Source organism: Leifsonia xyli subsp. cynodontis DSM 46306, from assembly GCF_000470775.1.
Lineage (GTDB): Bacteria > Actinomycetota > Actinomycetes > Actinomycetales > Microbacteriaceae > Leifsonia > Leifsonia cynodontis.
This window is the reverse complement of sequence record NC_022438.1, coordinates 1,284,465-1,308,219: the sequence shown is the minus strand read 5'-3', so window position 1 is coordinate 1,308,219 and position 23,755 is coordinate 1,284,465. Positions and strand designations below refer to the sequence as shown.

The following is a 23,755-nucleotide window of genomic DNA, read 5'->3' as shown; positions in this document are numbered from 1 at the left end:
CCCGGAGTCAGGCGTCGCCGCCCGCGGTGCCGGTGGTGCCCGCGTTCACATCGTGCAGGAGGTATTTCTCGATCGCCCAGGCCGGCGCGTTCGGGTCCACCTTCCCCTGGGCCGCGAGCAGCTCCAGAGTGCGGACGACGAGCGAGGGGCCGTCGATCTTGAAGAACCGGCGGGCGGCGGCGCGGGTGTCCGAGAAGCCGAAGCCGTCGGCTCCCAGCGTCGCGTACTCGCCGGGGATGAACGGGCGGATCTGGTCGGGGACAGCGTGCATATAGTCGGTGACCGCGACGAACGGGCCCTCGGCGCCCTCAAGCTTGCGGGTGAGGTAAGGCACCTGCTTCTCCTGCTGCGGGTGGAGGAAGTTGTGCTCCTCCGCTTTGAGACCGTCGCGGCGCAGTTCGCCCCACGACGTAACGCTCCACACATCGGCGGACACACCCCAGTCCTGCTGAAGCAGGTGCTGGGCCTCCAGAGCCCACGGCACCGAGACGCCCGATGCGAGCAGCTGGGCCTTGGGGCCGCCGCCCTCGCCGTCGCTGAGCTTGTGGATGCCGCGGACGATGCCGTCCACATCGACGTTCTCCGGCTCGGCGGGCTGGACGATCGGCTCGTTGTAGACCGTCAGGTAGTACATGATGTTCGGTTCGGGGTGGGACTCGCCGTACATCCGTTCGAGGCCCGAGCGGACGATGTGGCCGATCTCATAGCCGTAAGCGGGATCGTAGGAGACGACGGCGGGGTTCGTGTTCGAGAGCACGAGGGAGTGGCCGTCGGCGTGCTGCAGACCCTCGCCGGTCAGCGTGGTGCGGCCGGCGGTCGCGCCGATCATGAAGCCGCGCGCCATCTGGTCGCCCGCCGCCCAGATCGCGTCGCCCGTGCGCTGGAACCCGAACATCGAGTAGAAGACGTAGACCGGGATGAGCGGCTCGCCCTGCGTCGAGTACGACGTTCCCACGTTGGTGAACGCGGCCAGCGCACCGGCCTCGTTGATGCCGACGTGGAGGATCTGGCCCTGCGGGCTCTCCTTGTACGCCAGCAGCAGCTCGCGGTCGACCGAGGTGTAGTGCTGGCCGTTCGGGTTGTAGATCTTCGCATTCGGGAAGAACGCGTCCATGCCGAAGGTGCGGGCCTCGTCCGGGATGATCGGGACGATGCGGTGGCCGAAGTCCTTCGAGCGCAGCAGGTCCTTGAGCAGGCGGACGAACGCCATTGTCGTGGCGATCTCCTGTGTGCCGGAGCCCTTCTTGGCGATCGCGTAGGCGGAGTCTTCCGGTAGGTTCAGCTGCGTGTACTTCGTGCGGCGCTCGGGCAGGTAGCCGCCCAGCGCGCGACGGCGGTCGTGCAGGTACTGGATGGCCTCGTCCTGCGGTCCCGGGTTGTAGTACGGCGGCAGGTACGGGTTCTCCTCGAGCTGCGCGTCCGAGATCGGGATGCGCATGGCGTCGCGGAACGTCTTCAGGTTGTCCAGCGTCATCTTCTTCATCTGGTGGGTCGCGTTGCGGCCCTCGAAGCTCGGACCGAGGCCGTAGCCCTTGATGGTCTTCGCGATGATGACGGTGGGCTGGCCCTTGTGCTCGACGGCCGCTTTGAAGGCCGCGTAGACCTTGCGGTAGTCGTGGCCGCCGCGCTTGAGGCCCCACACCTGGTCGTCGGTGTAGTCCTCGACGAGCTTGAGGGTGCGCGGATCACGACCGAAGAAGTTCTCGCGCACGTACGCGCCGTTCTCGGTCTTGTAGGTCTGGTAGTCGCCGTCCGGCGTCTGGTTCATGAGGTTCACCAGCGCGCCATCGGCGTCGCGGGCGAGCAGGTCGTCCCACTCGCGGCCCCAGATGACCTTGATGACGTTCCAGCCCGCGCCGCGGAAGTAGCTCTCCAGCTCCTGGATGATCTTGCCGTTGCCGCGCACCGGGCCGTCGAGGCGCTGGAGGTTGGCGTTGATGACGAAAGTCAGATTGTCGAGCTTCTCGTTCGCCGCCACCTGCAGCTGTCCGCGCGACTCCACCTCGTCCATCTCGCCGTCGCCGAGGAACGCCCAGACATGCTGGTCGGAGGCGTCCTTGATGCCGCGGTTGGTGAGGTACTTGTTGAGCTGCGCCTGGTAGATCGCGTTGATCGGCCCGAGGCCCATCGACACGGTCGGGAACTGCCAGAACTCCGGCATGAGCCGCGGGTGCGGGTACGAGGAGAGGCCGCCGCCGGCGTGGGACTTCTCCTGCCGGAAGCCGTCGAGCTGGTCGGCGCTGAGCCGGCCCTCGAGGAACGCCCGGGCGTAGGCGCCGGGGGAGGCGTGGCCCTGGATGAAGATCTGGTCGCCGCCGCCCAGGTGGTCCTGGCCGCGGAAGAAATGGTTGAAGCCCACTTCGTACAGCGCCGCGCTCGACGCGTAAGTGGAGATGTGGCCGCCGACGGCGATGCCGGGGCGCTGCGCACGGTGAACGAGGACCGCCGCGTTCCAGCGCATCCAGGCCCGATACCGGCGCTCGATCTCCTCGTCGCCGGGGAAGTCCGGCTCGTTCTCCGGGGAGATGGTGTTGATGTAGTCGGTGGTCGGCACCATCGGCACGCCGAGGTGCAGTTCCTTCGAGCGTTTCAGCAGGCTGAGCATGATCTCGCGAGCCCGCTCATGGCCGTGTGCCGCAACCAGTGCATCGAGGGATTCGCGCCATTCGGCGGTCTCCTCCGGGTCCGAATCGATGTTATTCATCGAGTACGGGTCCTGGTCGTTTACAGTCACCCTCGACCTCTTTCTTGTGTCGGATGGATCGTGGAAGGCGCGCATCCTCTGTCGGATTGCGACAAATCGGGCACCATCGCTCAGCCTAGCCGCATCTCGAAGCGGACGGTGACCGTCGCTGTGTTGGCGGGCATGGAATGGGGTTTATGCTATGTGCTCGTGTTCCCGCAGGAGACCGTACGCCGCGGGACTGAAAGGACAGCTGCACGATATGGCTCTGGAGAACGACACCCAGGCTCCCGACTTCGAACTGCCGAACCAGCACGGCCAGGCCGTCCGCCTCAGCGACTTCCGGGGCAGAAAGGCGGTCGCGATCGTCTTCTTCCCCCTCGCGTTCTCAGGAACCTGCACCGGAGAGCTGTGCGAGCTGCGCGACAACCTCGCCCTCTTCGAGGACCACCGCGTCGAGCTCCTCGCCGTCTCGGTCGACTCCAAGTTCACTCTGCGCGCGTGGGCGGAGCACGAAGGCTACGGCTTCACCCTCCTCGCCGACTTCTGGCCACACGGCGGCATCGCCAAGGAGTACGGCGTCTTCTTGGCGGAGAAAGGCTTCGCGAACCGCGCGACCTTCGTCATCGACGAGAGCGGCATCATCCGCTCCTCCCTTCATCACCGCCCCCGGCCAAGCGCGTTCGATCGAGGCCTACCGCGCGGCCCTGGACCCCCTGCCCGCGCACGTCGGCTGACAGCGAGCGGCGCACAGTGGGCCCTGCCGGGTTCGAACCGACGACATCCACGGTGTAAACGTGGCGCTCTACCAGCTGAGCTAAAGGCCCGTCATCTCGCTCAGCCTACCGAACTCGATGCTGTGCGAGCGACGATGGCACTCCGACCGCCGGCCCCAGCGCGGCGGCCGGCCTCTCCCGCGGTCGCCGTTCCGGGGCTACGCTGGGCGAGACCGGACACGCGGGCCGAGAAAACGACGAAGGAGACCTTCTCATGCCGTCCATCCTGAACCCCTACCTCAACTTTCGCGCCCAGGCCCGGGATGCGCTCGACTTCTACCAGTCCGTCTTCGGTGGGGCTCTGCAGACCAGCACATTCGGTGAGGTCGGGATGAGTCAGGACCCGGCCGATGCGGACCTCGTCATGCACGGGCAGCTCACCACGGACGCCGGTTTCACAATCATGGCCGCCGATGTCCCCTCGCACATGGAGCTGAGGGAGGGATCGCAGATCTCGGTGTCGCTCAGCGGCGACGACCACGACCAGCTCGCCGGCTACTACACCAAGCTCGCCGAGGGCGGAACGGTGTTCGAACCGCTCTCGACGGCGCCGTGGGGCGACAGCTTCGGGATGCTCGCCGACCGGTTCGGAATCCAGTGGCTGGTGAACATCGCGAGTTCGCCGCAGGTCTGAGCCACGTTCGCGCTCGCGCCTCAGGCGGCGTAGGTCCGCCTCGCACTGTCGGAGGCGGACGGGACCCTCGGCATCGTTCCATCGTTCTCATGGGGTGGGGCGCGCTCGGCGGGGGAGGACCGCCGAACCCGGTGCGGAGTTCCGCGTGTCGCCACTCGGCGGCACAGGCTGGCGACGTACGGCTTTCCCGTCGATGCGGGGCAGGCGAAAACCTGGTCCTGCTGCGTTTTTCCGCCTCGGGAGCAGCAGCGAACAGGTGCGAGCGGAGCGTGTCGTCGCGACCAGCGACGCCCGGTGACGGCATGCGAAGAGCTTCAGCCCGCCGCCAGCCCACTCACAACGTATACCAATATTAATTGGATCGTCCCCGTCGGTCTGGGACGAAAGCAAACGAACAAGGAGCGGTTATGAGATCGGTTGTTGCTGCCAGCGTCGCGGTTCTCCTCAGTGCGGGAGCGATCCTCGGCGCCGCCGCGCCAAGCGTGGCGGCGCCGACGGAATCCGGCGCGAATCCCACCGTGTCCGGCCTGTCCAAAACGGTCGGAGATGTAATGGGCGGAGAGCACATCGCGATCACGGGTAGGCACCTGCAGAACGCCACCGAGGTCTGCTTCGGGCAGGGATGCGTTCCTGTCACCTCGGCCACGCCCAAGAAAGTGACAGTGACAACGCCACCGCACTACGGGTATCAAGGCGGTCAGGCGCAAGCGGTTGTCCCGGACTACCAGAAAGGCACCGTCACCGTCACCTTCAAACGGGGCCAGAGGGAGACGGTCATCGCCCTCCAGCGATACCGGTATGAAGCGCTCACCCCACCGGACGGGAAATGTCCTCTGTGCTCGCGCACTGGGAGAAGTACGACAGCGCCCGCTACGGCGACTTCAGCCCGGTGGGCGGGGACTGCATGAACTTCGTCTCCGCAGGACTGGCCGAATGGTTCGGCTCGAAAAGCATCCGCCCGGACTGGTACAACTCCTTTGCGGCCTGGGTGGCGAAACACCCGGGCGCGAACCCCTACAACGACCCCTACGGCAAACTCGACCCCGCCAACCAGTGGGTCACCCCGTCTTGGGCATACGTTCCGGCTTTCTCGACTTGGCTGAACACGCAGAAGGACACGGGCATCACCCGCACCGATCTGAAGAATGACCCCGCCACCTGGTCAGACGTCAAGGTCGGCGACGTCATCACAATGACCTGGAACGACGAGGGCCTCAAGACCACCACTTGGGTTCTAACGGTCGTTGCAACACCTGGACTTTCTGGGAGTTGTAACGACCGTGGCCCGTTTAAGGAGCTATTCGAGGGATCGACGCTGTTTCACGCAGGCTGATAAGGACGCGTTCTTCGCGTTGTTCGAGGCGTGTGGGAGCATCACGATCGCGGCGCGTGAGTTGGGGTTCAACCCGGCGACCTGCGGGACGTGGGTATGGAAGGCCGGCCTGCGCAGCCAGGGGAAAACCGGGACTGGTCCGCATCCAGGAAAGGAACGCTACTTCCAGTTGCGACGCGATGGCATCTCGCGTCGCGAAGCAGCGGCTGCCGTCGGGGTGAACATCCGCACGGCACGGGATTGGGATAACGGTGTCCGGAAGACCGCTCATCGCCGCTATTACCCAGATGGTCGGGTCGTCGATTACAAAACAGGTATGACGACGTTTCTTGACGGCACCGAGACAATCTCGCCGGCGGCGATCTTTCAGCTGGAGAGGAAGCTCGATCCGCGGTTCCTTTCGCTGGAGGAACGTGAGCAGATCCGGGATCTCCTCCGCGATGGGTTGTCACTGCGGAGCATCGCCGCCCAGCTGCGGCGGTCGCCATCCACGATCAGTCGGGAAATCTCCCGGAACCGGTCCTCGACCGGGATCTATCACCCCTTCGCAGCACATCGCTACTCGGCGAAGCGTCGCCCACGGCCAAAGCCGCGAAGACTGGTGACAGAGCTGCGGTTGCGTGCTTTCGTTGAGTCGAAGCTGGCGTTGCGGTGGTCTCCCGAGCAGATCACTCGAGCCCTGATCCGTCAGTTCCCGGACGACGTTGGGATGCGAGTGGCGACCGAGACGAAGTTCGCTTCTGGGCGGCACGAATGTCAGCGGTCGCGGAGTTGAGCTCAGCGGCTGCTGATTGCAGATTCTCGGTGCTTGTCGATGCGGTGGCGCTTGCGTAGAAATTGTACGGGTGAGCCGTGTCGCCGGGCGTCAGGGCGATCAGTCCGGCCAGCCGGACTTCCGCGTTGTGCAAGGTTGTGCATTTCTCGGCTGGAAGGTTGGGCTGACCCCGGTGGTCGGCGGCAATGGTGGTGTCGGATTCGCGTCCAATGAGAACATGCCATCCTCAAACTGACATAAGGGAGATTTTATCAGCGTTGTTTTCGCGGGAGTTTTGAGCGTGGAATTGAGCGTTTGATGCAAGTCCGCCTCCACCTTTATTCGAATGAAACGAAAGCTGCTTCGCTTCTTTCGAAGGAGGCGATCATGGGCGCGATGACGATGGGTCAGACATATCTACCCGGTGATGAGGGTGAGCTGCAGCGGCTGCATGAGCTGTTTGATCGGGAGATGAGTGATCGGCCGCGGTACTACCTGGTTGGTGCTGACCTGGATGATCGCACGGAGGTGCCTGCAGCGGTCTATCGGGTGCTCCAGCGGGTGGTGGAGGCGATGCGTCTGGGGCAGGCGGTCACGATTCAACCGCAGTCGAGGGTGCTGACGACGCAGCAGGCAGCCGATCTTCTGGGTATCAGCCGGCCCACGTTGGTCAAGCTACTCGATAAGGGTGAGATCCCGTTCGAACGCAATGGCACCGCCCACCGGCGGGTTGCTCTGGGCGATGTACTTGAGTATGCTGAGCGTCGCCGTCAGGCGCAGTATGAGGCAATCGCCGTGACAAGCGTTGAAGATGACGAAGACCTGGATGAGGTCCTCGCTCAGTTGCGTGAATCACGGCACCGTGTCGCTGAACGCCGGCGCTCGGCGAGTGCTGCGAGCTGACGCGTGTTCGCTGCTGTTCTGGATGCTTGTGTGTTGTGGCCGAGCCTGCAGCGCGACTTCCTCCTCTCGCTAGCCATCGAGGGCCTTTACCGGCCGCTCTGGAGCGATGTTCTCTTGGATGAGGTGGAAGACAACGAGGCGGCAAAACTCGTCCGCCGCGGCGCACTCGAGGTCGATGCCGCTGCGAGAGCGTCCTTCCTGAGGGTGGAGATGGTGCGGGCATTCCCGGACGCGATCGTGACCGGATTTGAGCCTCTAGAAGGTAGCTTCGGGTTGCCGGATCCCGACGACGAGCATGTCCTCGCCGCGGCCGTCCTCGGCGGCGCTGGCGCGATCGTCACTTTTAACTTCAAAGACTTCCCGGCAAAGCAAATCCCTGCCGGGATCGAGATCATCAGTCCGGAACGGTTCACCGCTGACACCGTTACCCTCGACCCGCCGGCCGCGTTGCGCGCACTGCAGCAGATCTCCTGTACGCAGCGGACGACGCGAACAGCCCGGCAGAACCGTGGCGGAGCTCAAAGACACCCTGACCGCCTGCTACAAACTCGAAGACGCGATGGCGAGCATCCCCGACGCGATCTGAACCTCCTGCAGCGTCGCCCCGCCGCCCGGGATGGTGGTGGGTGTGAAGGCCCGAGACAAGAGACTCTTTGCTTATCTGACCTTTAGTTGCAAGCCCGGCCCACGCGAGGCAAGCGGGTCGATGCATCCAGCTACAGGAGGGGCCACCTCACGAGAAGCAAGTAGACAGCCGTGCTCTGGGTCCCTTCGTCGTCGCTAGCCTCTAGGGCCAGGTTGGTCCAATTGGAATCCTCGACGTGCCGTAGTCTGCGATCTGGAACCGACCGCAATCGACGGTAGTGGGTTCCCGGTCGCGAACCTGCGCGGGCAACTCGAATGGGTAGGTTTGCGAATCGGTAAGCAAAAAGGACGCAGCAGAGTGTTCATAGTCCTTTCGATCCACTAGCCAGGCATATCCGTTCATTCTGTAGTCAACCTGAACGAGCTGGCTCGGGTCGTTTAGATTAGCCTTCACCGCTCGAATGCTCCAGAATTGACCAGCTCCAACCTTTCCCGATTTGTTGATCCAATTTACAGTGCAAGCCAGAGAATCTTCGGCAGCCCTGATCGACCGAGAGGCCATTGGAAAGGATGCGATCGCAAAGACCAAAGAGGACACAAGTGCGACGGTCGCACCAATGAGAACAGTCCACCGCTTCTGGGTTATGCGGGGAGCCTCGATTCGACCAGCCAAGACAATTAGTGATAGCACGGGCGCGAAAACCCACGGCTGCAAATATCGGGCGGCATCGCTACCGAGTAGAATGAATCCGAACGTGGTTATGAGTGGAGTTAACCAGGAGTAGATCGCTAGCACATCCGCTCGACTAGTCGCCCGCCGGAACTCGGTGACAGAAAGCAGTATTCCGAGAATCATTATTGCGGCGACAAATACGATGGAATTGATACCCCCCACGGTTGCTGCACGATGCCCCAAGAGTTGCGAATAATAGCTCAGGGACTCGTTGGCCATGGTTGGTTTGAGGTAGCTATCGCCGGCCGCGGCGATCCAATGCCCTAGAGGAAGGCGAGCGAGATAGCCTACAGCTGTCACCACGATCAGCCCACCGAGAACGACCCCCCCACGCCTGATGCGTGACCGGCCGAGCGTAACAATGCCAACAACTATCGCAAGTGGCAATGTGACCCACGCGACGTAGATCGGATTTGACAAGGTTGAGACCAGCGCAATAGCGACAAGCAGTCCAAGGTCCCGCTTTCGCATCAAGGGCGAGTCGAATAGCTTCTGCGCGAGCCCAACGGTAAGAATAGCGGCAAACACTGTACCGGAATAGTAACTCGTAAGAGCGAGAAGGGAAGCAAGTTCAAGACTGTTCCGATCCCCAGCTCCCTCCCACAAAATCAGGACACAATAGGCCAAGAATGGAGCAATTGCCCCTACGAGACTCCGCCTATTTCCCGTAACAGTCCATCGTGCGACAAGGCGCAACGACACGTAAAGCATCACAAGATTCAGAACGCCAGCGAGGAATTGAAGTTGAATCAAATCCATCCCCAGTAAGGACAAGAGCAGGTACAGTCCTATCTCAGGAATGAAGAAGGTCGTCGACATTGCCCAATCTGTGGCAGTCCCATGGAGAAGCGACTGCGTGAACATGGGGACAATCATCGAATCGCCATCGAGGAACATCATTTCCCCTCGGCCACCGGACTGCGCAACGTGAGCAGTCACAGTGATCGACACCAATACTATGAATAACAGCCCCGCCAGTTCATACAGTGCGCTTGATCTACTCTTCATATCCAAAGTTCCACGTTCGTTTCGATCCGCATCGTGACGCAACTGCCCTGGCGCCCGTCTTGGCTAAGCGCGGCTAGACTCCGGTCCCGAACCTACTACATGGGAAGGAACTCAAGGATGAGCGACCTCGGGGGGATCCACGCCTGGGTCTGCTGTACGGGTAGGTGGCAGGTTGTAGTTGAATCGGCCTGGTCCGGTAGCGGTCGAACAAGACGTCGAATGAACGCTCGGTGCCAGTGGTCGCTTCCAACCAGAGGGCGGCATCAGCTCGTTCGTCGTCCACCCGCGAGACCCCTGTCTGAACGGACAGAGGGTAACACGAAGGGCTGAGCGACTCAGCGAAGGTGGGCAGTGACCGTATTCTGGATCCGCCGAGTCCGGTCGCCGAACGCGTACCAGGCGATAACGCCGAGCAGGGGGAAGATCACGAGCGCTGCGACCCAGATGAGCTTGGTCCAGTAACCCATCTCCGAGGAACGGATGATCTGGACGGCAGCGATCACGATGAAGACCAGCCAGGCCGCCAGCGCAGCGAACCCGACGATGATCAGGACCGAACCGAGGATGTCAGGGGTTTTCATGGGATCCCTCCTTCATGTCTCGTACGAGCGGCTATCCGCCGTTCGCGATGGCCTATGCCCGGCGACGATAGCACGGGAAAAACGACTTCACCTAGAGCTTTGGCGCGCCGAATAATTGGTGGGAACCGGACAGGTTGTGCCGGACATCTTCTTATAGAGACCTCCCTTCTGGAGTCTCGATTCCAATCATGTTCGGGGAAGGAAACAGGGGATGAAATCACTCAGGACCCACTCGCCACTCAGGACCCGCTCGCTCCTGGGGGCGATCGCGGCCGCTGCAAGCGCTGTACTCTTCGTTGTCGGGGCGGCGATGCCCGCACAGGCGGCGGCCACGGACACGGCCGGGCTCGCCACGATCAGTGCCGGCCAGTCGAGCACGAACTCCATCGTCGACCCGAACTGTGTGGCCGCCGGAAAGGCTCTCGCCGACTGCACGTTCAAGACGGGGGTAAGCCTTGGGACGCCGCAGACCTCGACGCGCGCGCAGGTCCTCGCCGATCCCGGTCTGTCGGCGGCCCAGAAGTCGGAGATCCTGGCCACAGCTTCGCCGACCGCCGCACGCGCGGTCTCGTCGAACCACTGGTCGCAGTTCGTGACCGGCGTCGCATACACGCAGACGCAGAAAGGCACGTTCTATTACAACGGATCCCGGGTCTGGGTCACCCAGAGATACTCAGGCTATAACGGCTCGCAGACCTGCTTCACGAACTACGTCGTGACCGGCTGGACCATCAGCAACGTCAGCAAGAACGACACCGGTTCGACCACCTCCCGCAACCTCTATTGTGGCTGGAACGTCAACCAGCCCGCGTGGATCACCACGTCCTGGTCGATGACCGCGACCGTCCATACTAACGGCACCATCTCCGGCGCCGGCGCGACCGTCGGCTTAGAGGTGGTTTCAGTAGTCGGCGTGGCGGTGGTTGTTGTGGCTGGTTAGCGGGGATGCTGGTCGAGTGTCGACGCTTGCTGAGGATCGGTTCATTACGGATATGTTGTGGGAGCGGCTGGAGCCGTTGATTCCGCCTCGGCCGCCTGTGGTCAATGGGCGGGCTGGGCAGCCTCGGGTTCCTGACCGGAAGGTGTTCGCTGGGATCGTGTTCGTGCTGCTGACGGGGATCCCGTGGAGAAGCTCCCGCCCGAGTTGGGGTATGGGTCCGGGGTCACTTGTTGGCGGCGTCTGCGTGAATGGTCCGAAGCGGGCGCGTGGGATGCACTGCGGAAGATCATGCTCGACGAACTCGGCCAGGCTGGCATGATCGACTGGTCAAGAACCTGCCTGGACTCCGTAAGTGTCCGGGCGAAAAGGGGGGGCGATCTCACTGGACCTAACCCCACGGATCGTGGGAAACGGGGCACCAAGTACCATGTCCTGACCGACCGCAACGGACTCCCGCTGCATGTGGAGATCTCCGGCGCCAACCGACACGACTCCATGCTCGTGGAACCTGTGTTAGACAACATCACCGCGATCAAGGGCGTCGGCCGCGGTCGGCCCAGACGCCGCCCGGTTATCTTCCACGCCGATAAGGCTTACGACAACCGCCGCGTCCGCTGTTACCTGCGTTGTCGTGGGATCAAGGCACGCATCGCACGAATCGGAGTCGACTCCAAACAGTGACTGGGTAAACACTGTTGGGTAGTCGAACGCACCATGGCCTGGATCCTCGCCTTCCGGAAACTCGCCACTCGCTACGACCGCACCGCCTCAACGATCACGGCGCTCGTCGCTCTAGCAATCGCGATCACCAGCGCCCGCAAACTCACCAAAAACGACTACTGAAACCATCTCTAAGCCTTGCCAGTGAGCCCGCCGAAGAATGCACCAGCTTCACCCATCGAAACCCTCCGTACCCCGGCTTCGGAGAAGGTCAGAAGCTAGTTCCGATAGAAGGCATACTGCTGCCGACGAGCCTCCAGCTGAGTGAACTGATCCAAGATTCTCGCGATCTCACGCTGAACAGCGAGAGGCGGGACGGGGATTCGGATCTTCCCGAGCGATTCACCTGAGATGCGGCGGACCTTCGTACCAGTAATGTGTCGAACCTTCTGATCCTGGAACTGCTCAGACTGGAAGAAGTAGGCAACGTACCGAGGATCGAGCGTGTGGCGATAGATGTACGCGTCGCCGCTCACGGCAACGTCGCAGTCACCAAGCCACGCCGTGGCTTTTGCGAGGGCCGCGTCATCCTCACTCGTCGTGGCGACGATCAGATCCCCAGGTGCCGCTCGCCGTATCTTTGCTGCCAGTGAAGGGTTTGTAAACGACTTTGTGGTGGTCGTCCAGATGCCGTAATAGGTGTGCACCTGACCATAGTGAATAGGCTGGAGTGCCTTGCTCCGTAAGATCGGATTTCTGCAACCCATTACCGCGGATGAATTGTCCGACGTCGCCAAGCGTCGCGAACTGGACTCCGTTAGGAGCGAGTTCCGCGATCAGCTGATCGATCCGGCTCATGAAGTGACTCCGCCTCTGATCCTGACGTCTTGCAGGGCGCACGCCGCGACGTAAGTGGTGTCGCGCCGCCTGACGAGCTCTACAAGTTGCAGGATGAACGCTCTGAGCTCATCCATGCTGGTCTGGGTGGTGGTGGTCGGCTGGTCCGCGCGGTTCGTCTTGTCGGGGTTCGGTCGCCATCCGAACAACGCCTCTCCGGGCTGAGCTGGCCAGAGGTTATGGATGTAGTCGTTGCGCGCGCGGAGAATGGTTTTGACGTCGCTGTAGTACTGGAACAGGACGTGTCTGTCTGCATCGTCGCCTACGGGCGCCAACTCTTTGAACTCTTTGAATGCCTTCTCTAGCAGCTGGCTCGCCGACAGTTGCGTATCCGTTGTCTGAGCCGCGTTTTTCATGGTCTGGTAGATCGTGAGGGCCTGATACTCGATCAAGGCCGACAAGCCCGCGATGCGCCCGATCGCGCCGTAGAACTCTTCATCGCGCCGGCCGAAGATCGTCTGCGGGACGCCAAAGGCGTCGGGCGTCGGGTCCCAGACAACGTGAAACGGAGAGCTGCCGTCGTCGCTCATGACGTGCGCTCCAGATCTTCGACAATCTCATCGATGGCAGTGCGCAGTTCGGCCTGTTGGGCAACGATGCGGGTGATCTCGGCGTTCAGCGCGGTGATGTCCACCGTCTCGCGGGTGTCTTCCTGCTCGACATAGGAGGACACGGAGATGTTGTAACCGTTCTCCGCGATCTCGGTGCTCGACACGGCATGGGCGAAGTGGTCGGCATCCGTGCGGTTCTCGAACGCGTCGAGGATCTTCTGCTGGTTCTCGGGCGTCAGCTTGTTCTTGTTCCCGACGCGGGTGAACTCGGCGGACGCGTCGATGAAGAGCACGTCGTTCGTCTTCTTCGACTTCTTCAGCACGATGATGCAGGTCGCGATGGTGGTGCCGAAGAACAAGTCCGGAGGCATCAGTTGATCGACGGTCACCGGCTCCGGCCGGGCAAAGGGCAGCCTCGCCCAGCTGTCGGTGTCGCCCTGAAGAGACTGTAGGAGGGGCGTGAGCGGATCGATCAGATAGGGTGTGCCGGCGTCGGTTGTGATCCGCCGAAGCTGAGGTCGCTGCACGGCAACGACCGCATCGGCAACGACCGCGTCGATCATCGTGCGTCTCGTCGCGAACGCCCCTGCTGTTGAGGGCGTGAGGAAATGCTCCACAACGGTGTGGTCGTTGCGACTAGCGCGGATAAGCAGAGCCATCAGTCACCCTCCAGGCTACGCGGCAGGTCTATAGGTACGCACTCTAGCATGCATTTCGATATGCATCAGCGAACGCTGGTGAGTATGATGGGTTCAACCGGCGCCGATGGCGCTGGAGTGAGAAGGGACCCCTGATGAGCAACCTCGCGGCTCCAACCTCACCGGTGTATCGACAGATGGTCGAAGACACCCGGCAGGCATTGACGCTGGCGGAGATCGCCGACGTGACGGGGGTGAAGCTCCGTGCGGTACAAAACTGGGCCGCCGGCACGGCGAACCCGGACGGCCGCCAACGCGACCGACTGCTCGAGCTGCAATATGTGGTGACCGAACTGGCAGATGTCTTCGACCGGGAAGGCATCGAGATCTGGCTCCACCGACCTCAGCGGGCCCTGCAGCATCAGCGGCCACTCGACGCCCTCCAGTCCGGTCACTTCCATGACGTCCTCTCGCTGGTCGAAAATCTCGCCGGTGGTCCGAAGAGGTAGCAATGGACTCGCTGCGATCGGTACTGGAACGCGTGGCCTCGGCGAAGACTGTCGAGATCCGCGACGCGTTCTACCGACACGCCGCGCCCAACCGTGACGCGTTCACCGGCGGCACGGACGACCGCTGGGGAGCGAACTTCCGGGTGATCTACCTCGCGCGGCCGGAGAGCGGCACCGTGATCGAGGCCTACCGGCACCTTGTCGAAGACCAAGGCATCCCGGCGGCGAACATCCGACCGAGGATCCTCTACACGGTGCCGGTGAAGGTCACTCGGGTGCTCGACCTCACTGATGACAAGACAGCGGCGACCGTGGGGCTGACAACAGCCGACCTCCACTCAACAGTCGGCGAATACGACGCGTGCCAAGCGGTCGCGGCAGCTGCCCACCAATTAAACCGACACGGAATCCTCGCTCCCGCGGCCGAAGGCGCCGGAGCGACTCTGGCACTTTTCACAGAGCGTCTGAGTATCGACGAGAGGCCAGTTCCGACCGCCCAGACGCTCTGGGCGTCGCTCCCATCCGACCCGCGGCAACAGCGTCACCTACGCGCGGTCCGCGACGGCGATGCTTCCTGATGTCGACAGCGTCGTACCGACACCGGAACAGAAATACGCGTGATCCGGGTTTCCTTTTAGCCGGTTATCAAACTGACATAAGGTAGATTATCGGCTACTTTTCTGGCTAATAAATGACCCGAAAGTATGGCATGATCGTAGCATGCAGACAATGTCGGTGAGTGAAGCGAAGGACAAGCTCTCGAATCTGGTCGAGGGTGTTGAGGCCACGCATGATGCGGTGGTGATTACGCGGCACGGGAAGCCGGCCGCGGTGCTGATTTCACCTGAGGATCTCGACTCGCTGCAGGAGATGTTGGCTTGGTTGTCGGATCCAGCTCATGCTGCGGAGATGGCCGAGGCGGAGGAGGATGTCGCTGCGGGTCGGATGTTGTCGTTGGATGAGGTTCGCGCGCAGCTGGCGAATCGGTGAGCGACCAGAGTTATCGCATTGAGGTCTCGGGCTCGGCGATGCGCGCGCTGAGCCGACTGCCGGAGAAGATGGCGGATGCTGTTTTGCGGTTCTTGGATGGTCCGCTGACCGAGAATCCGATGCGGGTGACCAAGCCTCTGGGTGCTGAGCTGGATAGCATGCGGTCTGGTTACGTCGGGATCGCCTACCGTGTGCTGGTTCGCATCGATGAGGACAAGCGTGTGGTGCAGGTGATGCGCATCGCGCATCGAGCGGATGCATACCGACCCTTCTGACCGGCCCTGCAGCGCGCGCTCACGCCCGTAGGCTCAACGACATGTCGACATCGAGCAGCGCGCAGTCTGATCGGATTGAGCTTGCGAACGCATACCTGTCCGCTCTGAAGGCACACATGCAGTTGACCGTGCCTCCGCCGACGGGGTTGGAGCGAGTGTTGCGCTATGCCGGATCCGCGCGGCGTCGGCGAGAGCTCGAGGACCTGGAACACGATTTGCGGAACCTGGCGCGGCAGATGCGCGAGCAAGGCGTCGGCTTCCGGTGGCGAGAACGGCCATGATGCCGACGATGGCCTCCCCCATCGGTGTGGACGTGTCGACATCGAGGAGTGGCTGACCACAGCTCCGCGTGGATGCTCCCCTCATCTCGGCTTTTGAGTCGGGTGAGGGGAGCATTCGTCGTTAAAGCGGAGGTCACCAGTTCCTTCTTCGCGCCCCTTTCACTTCTTCAGCCATTTAGGAGGTTACGGGAATGTAGTTGGAATCGCTGATCGCTTGGCCCGTGTTCGGGTCGTAGGACTTGACCGCAGTCTGCCGGTTGATGGTCCGTTTTGTGACAACGGTGAAGGAGCCGTCCGCGTTGGCGTACGTCTTCCCGCCTTCCGGGTCGAACCATCCCTGGTGCGGATCGTTCGTCGTCTTCATGCGAGCGCCGGGCAGAGCCCAGCCTGTGATCGTGATCGTTCCGTCGGTTCCCCGCACAGCGGAGTCCACATGCGTCTGAGGGATGATGGGAAGGTCGGATTCGCTGATCGCTTGCCCTGTATTCGGGTCAAAAGACTTGACCACAGCCGCACCGTTGACGGTCCGCTTTGTGACAACGGTGAAGGAGCCATCCGCGGCGGCGTATGTGATCCCGCCTTCCGGGTCGAACCATCCGTAGTCCGGATCATTCGTCGTCTTCATGCGAGCGCCGGGTGACGACCAGCCCGTGATCGTGATCGTCCCGTCAGACCCTCGGGCCACCGAAACGATTCGGGGCTGATTCGTGAGTGTGTTCTTAGGAAGATGCCAGATGCTACCCGTCATCTTCGGGTCGTTATTGTAAATAGCGGTGAGGGAAAGGTAGTTGCGGTCGTTGTTGTGCCCGGCGAGCTGGACATCAAGCTGACCGTTGACCGTGGTGATGTGGCTGACAATCATGGAGTGATCCCCACCCAGATCGGTGCCTACCCCCGTGGCGGTGAGGGGTATGGTCCTGGGCTTGAGCCCCTGGCCGCCCTCGGCGTTGGCTTTCAGACTGCTGTCGTTCCAGGTCATGGTGACGATGTCGCCGACTCTGACGTTCGACCAGGTGGCGGGGTGATTGCTCAGGTCGGTGCGGGTGATTCCGAACTGCTCCTTCTGGTCGTTCAGCCAGTTGGAGAAGGACGGCACGTATGCCCAGGACGGGGTGACCCACTTGTCGTCAGGGTTTGTGTAGCCGTAGGGGTCTGTCCAGAGGTTGATATTCGGGCGTGACGCTTGCCAGCTGCCGTACTGGTTGTACCAGTCCATGCGGGTTCGGTCCCGTCCGAACCACTCAGCCAGTCCCGCGGAGGCGAAATTTGCGCAGTCCCCACCGACCGGGTTGAAATCAGCGTAGCGGGCATTGTCATACTTGTCCCAGTGCGCCAGCACGTAGGACATTTCCCGTCCAGTGCGAGTGAGCGCTTCATATCGGTACGGCTGTGGCGCGCTGGCTTTTTCCTCATCACTCAGTTTCACGGTGACAGTGACGGTGTCTTCCTGATAGTCGGGGACAACCGCCTGTGCTTGACCGCCTTGATACCCATAATGCGCAGGTGTTGTCACCTCTACGGTGGTGGACGTGGCCGAGGTGACCGGAACACAGCCCAGACCAAAGCAAACCTGAGTGGCGTTCTGCAGGTTCTCACCGCTGATCGTGATCTGCTCACCACCCATCACATCCCCGACCGCCTTCGAAAGAGCAGTCACGACAGGATCAACGGGACTAGTCGTGGCCGCCATACTCGGCGCCGCGGCTCCAAGAACCACCCCCGTACCGAGCAGCACCACAAGCCCAGCAGCAACAAATGATTTCATAACAACTCCTTATTTCATTCGCTTCCCACCCCCCAAAAAAAGGACGAGAACACCCCAAACAATACAAGTATGCGTTGAAGGGTGTGTCTGGTTACCGGGTCTGCTGCACGGATAGGTGACAGTGGGTAGTCAGGCCGTGAGGGCGACGGTCTTGGTCATGATGGTCTCGAACTCGATCGGGGTCAATCGGCCCCACCGGCGGCGGCAAGGCACGCTGGGTGATCAGGTGGAAGCCCGCCCTCAACGCGTTCGCGATCACTTTCGCGGGCCGGTTCGAGAGAACCACTCACTGATGAAACCGCCAGCCCCCACACACCGTTAAACGGACAGTACCCGCGGGCGCGATCTGCTAGAATTGCATGCGCATTACATACGGTGGAGGGAAGCGTGATGACGGCTAAAACGGTCGGATTCGCAGTGGCGGAGGAAGACGAGGCGGGGCTCAAGGAGCTCGTCGATCACTTCGGTCACGGCAATCGCTCAGAGTTTCTGCGTGTGGCAATGCAGCGGATGCGGCACGAGCTGTTCGCGGAGCGGATGAGTAGGCTGCAGGCTGAGGCGCGCGAGGAGCTTGGTGGCCGCGTGGTTTCTCGTGACGAGGTGGATGCGCTGGTGAAGCGCGTTCTGGCCGACTCTCGTCCGGCTCACAGTGCCTGAACAGGCTCCGGTCGTCTATGACGTCAACGTGCTGGTGAACGTCCTCGTCACTGACGATTCCGAGTTCCCCTACATCGCGCAGGTTCCGTCGGCATCCAGCAATCCAGATGCTGACTGCTTGTCGATCGCGTTCGACACGGACGACTTCCAGCTATACCTCTCGCCCCACATCCTCGAGAACACAACCAGGGTGCTCGCCGAGCTGGGCCTCTCCCCCGATCTGATCAAGCGGTACCTCGCGACGCTCGTCGACGTCGTCGAGACCTCGGGCGGAGCGATCGTGGATCCACCGCGCAAGGTCTTCGACGTATCCGACCACGAAGACAACCTCATCCTGGATCTCGCGGTCGACGTCGACGCGACGATCGTCGTGAGCAACGACACCGATCTGACGTCATTGAGCCCGTGGCACAACAGGATCGCGATCATGCGGCCGCGCGACTTTGTGCAATGCACGGTGCAGACCCGCCGCGGCCGGTGACTGCTCGCTAATCCTCAGCAGGCGTCTGGTCGCCGATAGGGCCATGGTAGCTCATAGCGGGCACCGGGGTCAGCGGGAGCTCGTCGCGCTCATTGGGACTTCCGTGATAACGGTGGGTGAGGGTCTGGCCTGAACCAAAAGAAAAGAACAGAATGAAACCCAAGGCAAATCACCACGTCTCCTCGAGCTGGTCCAGGGCCTCGGCGGCCGCGACAGCGTTCACTGCCTGATAGATCGGCCGCAAATCACGTTTGAGGGCGTCCCAGTCTTGCCGGGCAACGTAGTTGAAGCGGCCGCAGCGCAGGTGGATGATGCAGGTCTGCACGATCGTTTCCGGCCACACGTTCCCCACCGACGCCGGTAGCCCTTTCAGGCCGTCGCAGACGAGACGGCTTCGCGTACATCAAGTGTTTCTACGTCGCCGGCAAACAGCAGGGAAACCCGGTCATCACCATCACGGCCGAATCGTAGTACGGGTTCGGGGAATCACGGCGAGGGTCACCTGGTACTACCTGTAATCCCGCACCGGGACACCACCCCAGGTGCTCTTGATCTGAATGGGCGTCAGCCTCTGAATTGTCCTGCTCGGGGTCAGTCGACGAGGACCTGCTTCCAGTTCGTGGTGACCGGATAAGAAGTTGTTCCCTATTAGCATTCTCCTTGGGTGAGTGCTAATATGGTGTTCGGGTCAGGCGGCCCCCGCGTGACCCTTCGTTCGCATCGCGAAAGGAGATAGATCATGTCAAATTCGTTCGATGTTCTGAGCCAGCTCGACCGCTTCGCGTCCAGCGTGTTCGACACGGCTCGGTCGCCCCGGGTGATGCCGGTCGACCTCTTCCGCGAAGGTGACCAGTACGTTCTCAGTGCTGATCTTCCCGGTATCGATCCTGATTCCGTTGACCTTGATGTTGATGGTCAGTTGCTCACGATTCGGGCGGAGCGTCTCGCGCCGTCGAGTGAGAACGTCAAGTGGCTTGCGCACGAGCGACCGTACGGCTCGTACATGCGCCAGTTCACTCTCGGTGATGGGGTTGATGTGGAGAAGATCACGGCGAATTATGAGCACGGTGTTCTCTCGGTCATCGTGCCGATGGCTGAGCGTGCCAAGCCGCGGAAGATCCAGATCGGCTCGGCGCGAGGGCGGAAGGAGGTCGGCGCATGACCACGATCATCAGCCCGGACCCTCACCGCAAGACCAGCCGGGTGCCGGATCACTTGAGGATCCGACTGCCGCGAATCCCGCTCCGATTCGGGCCCAGGGAACCCACTCATCCGTCCTTGTCCGGGTGGCCTTTCAATCGCCACGGAGGCCCACCCGCACAAGCGGCATGAAGCGCTAGGGATGGCCTGCACACCCGAAGGTGTGCAGGCCATCCCTATGTGCCCGTTCCCCGAACTCCTCCGCCACAGCAAGGTCAGCGATGAACGTTATTGGAGAATCGCTTGAGCGCCAGCCTGGTGCCGTGAAAGAAGTCTTGGTCCCCGGGCAGGAGGGTGCCCGGCCCCACGTAGGGGCTCGTGTTGTCCCAGTGCTGCCACAGCATCCAGTGTTTCCACCCACCGGGGGATGGGGTTTGCTGCACGGTTAGGTAGCAGGGGTTAGTCAGGCCGTGAGGGCCAGGGTCTTGGTCATCATGGTCTTGAACTCGATCGGGGTCAATCGGCCGAGACGGTCTTGCCGGCGTCGGCGGTGGTAGGTCCGCTCTATCCAGGTCACGATCGCGATACGAAGTTCGTCGCGTGTGGTCCAGGAGCACCGGTTGAGGACGTTCTTCTGCAGGAGTGAGAAGAACGACTCCATAGCGGCGTTGTCGCCCGTAGCGCCGACTCTGCCCATCGATCCGACCATGTGATGGCGAGCGAGAGCGCGAATTGCTTTGCGGGAGCGAAATTGCGATCCGCGGTCTGAGCGCATGATGCAACCGGCGACGTTCCCGCGCAGAGCGGCAGCGTTATCGATCGCGTTCACGACCAGGTGGGACACGGCCGTTGCAACTCCCAAAAACCCAGGTGTTGCAACGACCGCTAGAACCCGAGAATCGCCACCCCCTCCCTCCTCAGGAAGCTATTTTCTTGCCGTCACGTATTTGAAGACATTGACGTAGTGCGAAATCCCCAGACTCGTCGGGTGGAAGGCCTCGCCGTCACGGTCGATCGCGCCCAGAGCGTCGAATCCGTTCACCCAGTGTCGCAGCAATGCTGCACGCCGTGCGTGCCTCGCTCCGAGCGCTGGCATCCGCCACTGTGAAACCATATTTCACCGATTCATCGCGAATCAGAGCATTGAGTTGTTCCTGGATCTGATGGAGATATGCGACATCCACATCTGTGAAAGGAACAACGACGGAGCCATCCTTCGTCGTGAACCGGAAGCAGCCTTCCTTGGGGGTGGTAGCCGGGTCCGGCAGCAGATGCGGGTAGGTGAAGGCGAACTTCTTCGCGTGCGGCGCACGCTCGCTGATCTGCTCGTACAGGGCGTCCAAAGCGGGCTTCACCGTCTCAGTGAGCTGAGAGGCCAGCTGGTCGCTGCCATCCTTGACGAAGTCTTGAGAACATGTCGCGGAGCCGGAGGGGACCGGGCCCTGGGCGGCGAGAGCGAGACATTTGAACAGGATCGCGGCGAAGCCCAGGTCGTTTCCTCCCGCGGAGACGAGAACCACATCCGTTGAACTGTTCAACGCGTCGATCTGGGGAGCGAGGCGGGTCTTCGTCCCATCACTCGCCTCGACCACTTGGCCGACGATCATATCGTTGGCGGTCGCGCCCCTGCAGCTGACATCTGACATCGGTGACGAAGTACCCGGCATCCAGGCCCCAGACGGGCGGCGCTTGCGCCCGGAACTGCTCCTCCGACGACAAGAGAGACACCGAAAACGGCGCCGATGAGACACTTGGTAGATTGTTTTGATAACATGCGCCGCAAAATACTCCCCTGGTCACAGCCAACGCAAGAGGCCGGATGCGAGGAATGCCACTGCCTGTGAGCCCGCCATCGCGACCGATCCCCGCCCTACAACGCCGGGTCCGGAAAACCGTCGCTGCGCCCCGGAGCGGCGCCCTCATCAAAGCCGTCGTTGCGATCGCCCCAGGCAGCGCCGCGTCCTCGTCGCGCAGACTCCGATGGCAGGGTCCGGGACACCTCACGGGTTCGGCCTGATCGTTCCGACGATGAGGTCCTGTGGCGCCGCCCAGGGCGTCGACCAGAACTCGGTCTCCTGTCTGTGCCCGATGATCTTCCAGCCGCTGTCCGGTCCGCCGCTGAACGGCACCCTGACAGCAATGTCGGCACGGCAGGAGTTTCGGACATGGGCCACGCGGAATGTCGTGAACAGACCGAGAGGCACCCAGTAGGTGCCCTGGTCGAGGCATCCCTCGATGGTCGTGAGGACATCGAACGTGCCGACCGCGACCGTCGCGCCGCGGTCGGTGATGGTCAGCTGACCGCTGTAAGTGCGGGTCGGACGTGCGTTGGCGTCGAGGGCCACGGTGATCGACAAACGGTATCCGCGTCCGCCGAAAGTGTTGCGCGAGAGGGTCGCCTGCCGACGGTCGTCGCTGTAGGCGACGGTCGCATAGCCCGCCTGCACGCTCCTGAAGGTCATGCCGCGGGGCGCATCGAGGGTCATCGTCCCGGTCACTGCGGTCGCGGCATCGTAGACGACGGACGAGAAGGTCCCGCCGGGTCCCACTTGTCCCCGGGCGTGCGGCAGCTCCGCGATGACAGCTTTGTACGCCAGAGCCGTGGTCCCTCCGTCCGGCACGATCCTGCCGGGCGCGATGCGGAAGGCCCCGTCCGCGACCAGACCGTCACCGCTGCTCTGCGCTGTGAGCGTCGTTGTGAGGTCGACCCAGTTGCGGGCGCCGACCGCGAACCCGGAGCTGGAGTATGTCAGCGTCCGCTTGTCTGCCGACAGCTTTCCGGTGTTCGTGCCGCCGGGGTTGTCTCTGTGCCGCCAGGCGAGGTCCGGGCTCGCGAAGACCGTGTTCGACGGGGCCGTGATCTCGAAATCGATACCGAAGGCCCAGGACTGCGCATGGTTCTCGATCCGGATCGTCGCCGATCCAGTCTGGCCGATGCGGAGCGAGGGGATGGACTGCTGCGAGACGGTCACCGGGTAAGTGCTGACGATGATCTGGCCGGACGCGAGAGGAACTCCCCCGGCGGCGATGACGACGCGCCCATCCGCGAGGAGCGCATCCCGTTTCGAGGAGTCGTCCACGCGGAACCGGGCCATGACGCTTGCTTTGCCGCCACCGAACGCACCGTCGATCGTCGCCGAGCGCCGGTCGGCGCTGAGGCGTGCGGCCGTGCGGTCGCTCACGCGGACGGAGTCGATGCGGGTGCCGGTCGGGGCGGTGACTGTCATCGTTCCGGAAGCGGTCGCACGAGGACCGTAGAGAGACACCTCCTCGGTGACGCTTCCGGGCTCGGTGACGCCGTGTGCAGCCGGGATCGTGTCCCGCACGACGATGTCGATGCCGCCGCGGGCCGCGACCGCGCCAGCGCTCTGGATAATGAAGCTCCCGCCGCCGATCGTGGACCCGCGAACAGCGGCACGAGGGCTCTTGAAACGGACCAGCACACCCGCGCCCGATCCCCCGAAAGCCGTCGGCTCGGCGCTCGCCCCCACTGTCGCTGTCTTCCTGTCGGACGAGACGGCGATCGCCGGTTGTTTCTGCAGAGTGGTTCGGACGCTCTCGATCGTGGCCCCGCCGGGAGCCGTGATCGTCATCGCCCCGGAGATGCTTCGCCGCGGATCTTTTCTCCGCATCGTCACGGGGGACGACGACATCGACCGATGCCCCGATCCGGGTGAACTCCCCTCGGTAGGCGGCGAGCTTCTCCTGCTGGAGCTGGTTCCGGAATGCCAGGTCGTTTCGATCGGGATAGACGATCGGTGCGTTCTGGTAGCGGGAGTACTGATTCATCAGCGATTCGGCAGACTGCACCGCGGGCGAGGCCACGGACGCATCGAACATCGACCGGATGTGCTCGAACGCCGCGCTTCCCGGGACGAAGTCCGCGGCGAACCGATCGGCGACAGCCTGGATCTGCTCGCCCAGAGCCTTCGTGTAGGCGGCCTGCCGCGTATCCCACTGGGCACGAAACGCCTGGGTGAC

At 62.4% G+C, this 23,755-nt stretch carries 23 protein-coding genes, 1 tRNA gene and 5 pseudogenes; 17 read left to right on the top strand and 12 right to left on the bottom strand.

Annotated features, from left to right (window positions below; genetic code table 11):
• Positions 1–7 precede the first annotated feature (7 nt).
• Positions 8–2,734 carry a pyruvate dehydrogenase (acetyl-transferring), homodimeric type gene (gene aceE, locus O159_RS06180; RefSeq protein WP_021754892.1) on the bottom strand — a complete coding sequence of 909 codons (2,727 nt, stop codon included), beginning with the start codon at positions 2,732–2,734 and terminating at the stop codon, positions 8–10.
• A 211-nt stretch (positions 2,735–2,945) separates the two neighbouring features.
• On the opposite strand from aceE, the pseudogene O159_RS13235 reads away from it, so the two are divergent.
• Positions 2,946–3,420: pseudogene (locus O159_RS13235) on the top strand (peroxiredoxin).
• A gap of 17 nt (positions 3,421–3,437) precedes the next feature.
• Here O159_RS13235 and O159_RS06170 read toward each other — a convergent pair.
• Positions 3,438–3,510: transfer RNA gene (locus tag O159_RS06170), tRNA-Val, on the bottom strand.
• A 163-nt stretch (positions 3,511–3,673) separates the two neighbouring features.
• On the opposite strand from O159_RS06170, the gene O159_RS06165 reads away from it, so the two are divergent.
• The 7 genes and pseudogenes from O159_RS06165 to O159_RS06145 all read left to right on the top strand — a co-directional run bounded on the left by O159_RS06165 (position 3,674) and on the right by O159_RS06145 (position 7,755).
• Positions 3,674–4,093, top strand: a complete 420-nt coding sequence (locus O159_RS06165) for a VOC family protein (protein ID WP_021754890.1) — start codon at positions 3,674–3,676, stop codon at positions 4,091–4,093.
• Positions 4,094–4,500: 407 nt separating this feature from the next.
• The gene (locus O159_RS16790; RefSeq protein WP_081689836.1) at positions 4,501–5,001 is read left to right on the top strand and encodes an IPT/TIG domain-containing protein; all 501 of its coding nucleotides are present in this window, start codon (positions 4,501–4,503) and stop codon (positions 4,999–5,001) included.
• Positions 4,929–5,426 carry an amidase domain-containing protein gene (locus tag O159_RS06160; protein WP_169725669.1) on the top strand — a complete coding sequence of 166 codons (498 nt, stop codon included), beginning with the start codon at positions 4,929–4,931 and terminating at the stop codon, positions 5,424–5,426. Before O159_RS16790 ends, O159_RS06160 begins: the two co-directional genes overlap by 73 nt.
• Before the next feature lie 109 nt (positions 5,427–5,535).
• A pseudogene (locus O159_RS13230) lies at positions 5,536–6,189 on the top strand (transposase); the annotation flags it as partial.
• Positions 6,190–6,271: 82 nt separating this feature from the next.
• Complete coding sequence (locus O159_RS14995; RefSeq protein WP_169725668.1) at positions 6,272–6,436, top strand: hypothetical protein; 165 nt, start codon at positions 6,272–6,274, stop codon at positions 6,434–6,436.
• 62 nt (positions 6,437–6,498) lie between these two features.
• Positions 6,499–7,083, top strand: a complete 585-nt coding sequence (locus tag O159_RS06150; RefSeq protein ID WP_021754887.1) for a helix-turn-helix domain-containing protein — start codon at positions 6,499–6,501, stop codon at positions 7,081–7,083.
• A 3-nt stretch (positions 7,084–7,086) separates the two neighbouring features.
• Positions 7,087–7,755, top strand: coding sequence for a PIN domain-containing protein (locus O159_RS06145; protein ID WP_081689835.1), 669 nt, complete (start codon positions 7,087–7,089; stop codon positions 7,753–7,755).
• A 115-nt stretch (positions 7,756–7,870) separates the two neighbouring features.
• On the opposite strand, the gene O159_RS06140 is transcribed toward O159_RS06145, so the two are convergent.
• Both O159_RS06140 and O159_RS06135 read right to left on the bottom strand, forming a co-directional pair.
• Positions 7,871–9,352, bottom strand: coding sequence for a hypothetical protein (locus O159_RS06140; protein WP_144267579.1), 1,482 nt, complete (start codon positions 9,350–9,352; stop codon positions 7,871–7,873).
• A gap of 392 nt (positions 9,353–9,744) precedes the next feature.
• The gene (locus O159_RS06135; RefSeq protein WP_021754884.1) at positions 9,745–9,990 is read right to left on the bottom strand and encodes a PLDc N-terminal domain-containing protein; all 246 of its coding nucleotides are present in this window, start codon (positions 9,988–9,990) and stop codon (positions 9,745–9,747) included.
• 211 nt (positions 9,991–10,201) lie between these two features.
• Here O159_RS06135 and O159_RS06130 point away from each other — a divergent pair, with 211 nt between their 5' ends.
• Both O159_RS06130 and O159_RS13950 read left to right on the top strand, forming a co-directional pair.
• A complete protein-coding gene (locus O159_RS06130) occupies positions 10,202–10,930 on the top strand; it encodes a hypothetical protein (RefSeq protein WP_021754883.1) in 729 nt (242 codons plus the stop codon).
• Positions 10,914–11,773: pseudogene (locus O159_RS13950) on the top strand (IS5 family transposase). Before O159_RS06130 ends, O159_RS13950 begins: the two are co-directional and overlap by 17 nt.
• Before the next feature lie 95 nt (positions 11,774–11,868).
• On the opposite strand, the gene O159_RS06120 reads toward O159_RS13950, so the two are convergent.
• The 3 genes from O159_RS06120 to O159_RS06110 form a co-directional block, all read right to left on the bottom strand.
• Positions 11,869–12,297, bottom strand: coding sequence for a restriction endonuclease subunit S (locus tag O159_RS06120; RefSeq protein WP_021754882.1), 429 nt, complete (start codon positions 12,295–12,297; stop codon positions 11,869–11,871).
• A gap of 147 nt (positions 12,298–12,444) precedes the next feature.
• Positions 12,445–13,017, bottom strand: a complete 573-nt coding sequence (locus O159_RS06115) for a hypothetical protein (protein WP_021754881.1) — start codon at positions 13,015–13,017, stop codon at positions 12,445–12,447.
• The gene (locus O159_RS06110; protein ID WP_081689834.1) at positions 13,014–13,697 is read right to left on the bottom strand and encodes an N-6 DNA methylase; all 684 of its coding nucleotides are present in this window, start codon (positions 13,695–13,697) and stop codon (positions 13,014–13,016) included. Before O159_RS06110 ends, O159_RS06115 begins: the two co-directional genes overlap by 4 nt.
• A gap of 134 nt (positions 13,698–13,831) precedes the next feature.
• Between O159_RS06110 and O159_RS06105 the strand changes: the two genes are divergently transcribed.
• The 4 genes from O159_RS06105 to O159_RS06090 all read left to right on the top strand — a co-directional run bounded on the left by O159_RS06105 (position 13,832) and on the right by O159_RS06090 (position 15,450).
• Positions 13,832–14,185, top strand: coding sequence for an antitoxin Xre/MbcA/ParS toxin-binding domain-containing protein (locus O159_RS06105; protein WP_021754879.1), 354 nt, complete (start codon positions 13,832–13,834; stop codon positions 14,183–14,185).
• Between the two features lie 2 nt (positions 14,186–14,187).
• Complete coding sequence (locus tag O159_RS13225) at positions 14,188–14,763, top strand: RES domain-containing protein (protein WP_021754878.1); 576 nt, start codon at positions 14,188–14,190, stop codon at positions 14,761–14,763.
• 142 nt (positions 14,764–14,905) lie between these two features.
• Entirely contained in the window at positions 14,906–15,175 is a 270-nt protein-coding gene (locus O159_RS06095) for a type II toxin-antitoxin system Phd/YefM family antitoxin (RefSeq protein ID WP_021754877.1), read from the top strand.
• Positions 15,172–15,450, top strand: coding sequence for a type II toxin-antitoxin system RelE family toxin (locus O159_RS06090; protein WP_021754876.1), 279 nt, complete (start codon positions 15,172–15,174; stop codon positions 15,448–15,450). The genes O159_RS06095 and O159_RS06090 overlap by 4 nt, the downstream gene beginning before the upstream one ends.
• A gap of 456 nt (positions 15,451–15,906) precedes the next feature.
• Here the strand turns inward: O159_RS06090 and O159_RS06085 are convergent, their stop codons facing one another.
• On the bottom strand, positions 15,907–17,496 hold the full coding sequence (locus O159_RS06085) for an amidase domain-containing protein (protein ID WP_081689832.1): 1,590 nt from the start codon (positions 17,494–17,496) through the stop codon (positions 15,907–15,909).
• Positions 17,497–17,883: 387 nt separating this feature from the next.
• On the opposite strand from O159_RS06085, the gene O159_RS06080 reads away from it, so the two are divergent.
• Both O159_RS06080 and O159_RS06075 read left to right on the top strand, forming a co-directional pair.
• Positions 17,884–18,153, top strand: coding sequence for a hypothetical protein (locus O159_RS06080; RefSeq protein ID WP_021754873.1), 270 nt, complete (start codon positions 17,884–17,886; stop codon positions 18,151–18,153).
• Positions 18,146–18,634, top strand: coding sequence for a PIN domain-containing protein (locus O159_RS06075; RefSeq protein ID WP_021754872.1), 489 nt, complete (start codon positions 18,146–18,148; stop codon positions 18,632–18,634). The genes O159_RS06080 and O159_RS06075 overlap by 8 nt, the downstream gene beginning before the upstream one ends.
• Before the next feature lie 172 nt (positions 18,635–18,806).
• Here the strand turns inward: O159_RS06075 and O159_RS13940 are convergent.
• Positions 18,807–19,022, bottom strand: a pseudogene (locus O159_RS13940) (transposase); the annotation flags it as partial.
• A 351-nt stretch (positions 19,023–19,373) separates the two neighbouring features.
• On the opposite strand from O159_RS13940, the gene O159_RS06070 reads away from it, so the two are divergent.
• Positions 19,374–19,796: an Hsp20/alpha crystallin family protein gene (locus O159_RS06070; RefSeq protein WP_021754870.1), complete on the top strand. Its 423-nt coding sequence runs from the start codon at positions 19,374–19,376 to the stop codon at positions 19,794–19,796.
• A gap of 441 nt (positions 19,797–20,237) precedes the next feature.
• On the opposite strand, the pseudogene O159_RS06065 reads toward O159_RS06070, so the two are convergent.
• From O159_RS06065 to O159_RS06055, 3 genes and pseudogenes are all read right to left on the bottom strand, one after another.
• A pseudogene (locus tag O159_RS06065) lies at positions 20,238–20,615 on the bottom strand (IS3 family transposase); the annotation flags it as partial.
• Between the two features lie 163 nt (positions 20,616–20,778).
• Positions 20,779–21,381, bottom strand: coding sequence for an SGNH/GDSL hydrolase family protein (locus O159_RS06060; RefSeq protein ID WP_021754868.1), 603 nt, complete (start codon positions 21,379–21,381; stop codon positions 20,779–20,781).
• Positions 21,382–21,774: 393 nt separating this feature from the next.
• Positions 21,775–23,367 (bottom strand): hypothetical protein, encoded by a 1,593-nt coding sequence (locus tag O159_RS06055; protein WP_021754867.1) that lies wholly within the window; start codon positions 23,365–23,367, stop codon positions 21,775–21,777.
• Positions 23,368–23,755 lie beyond the last annotated feature (388 nt).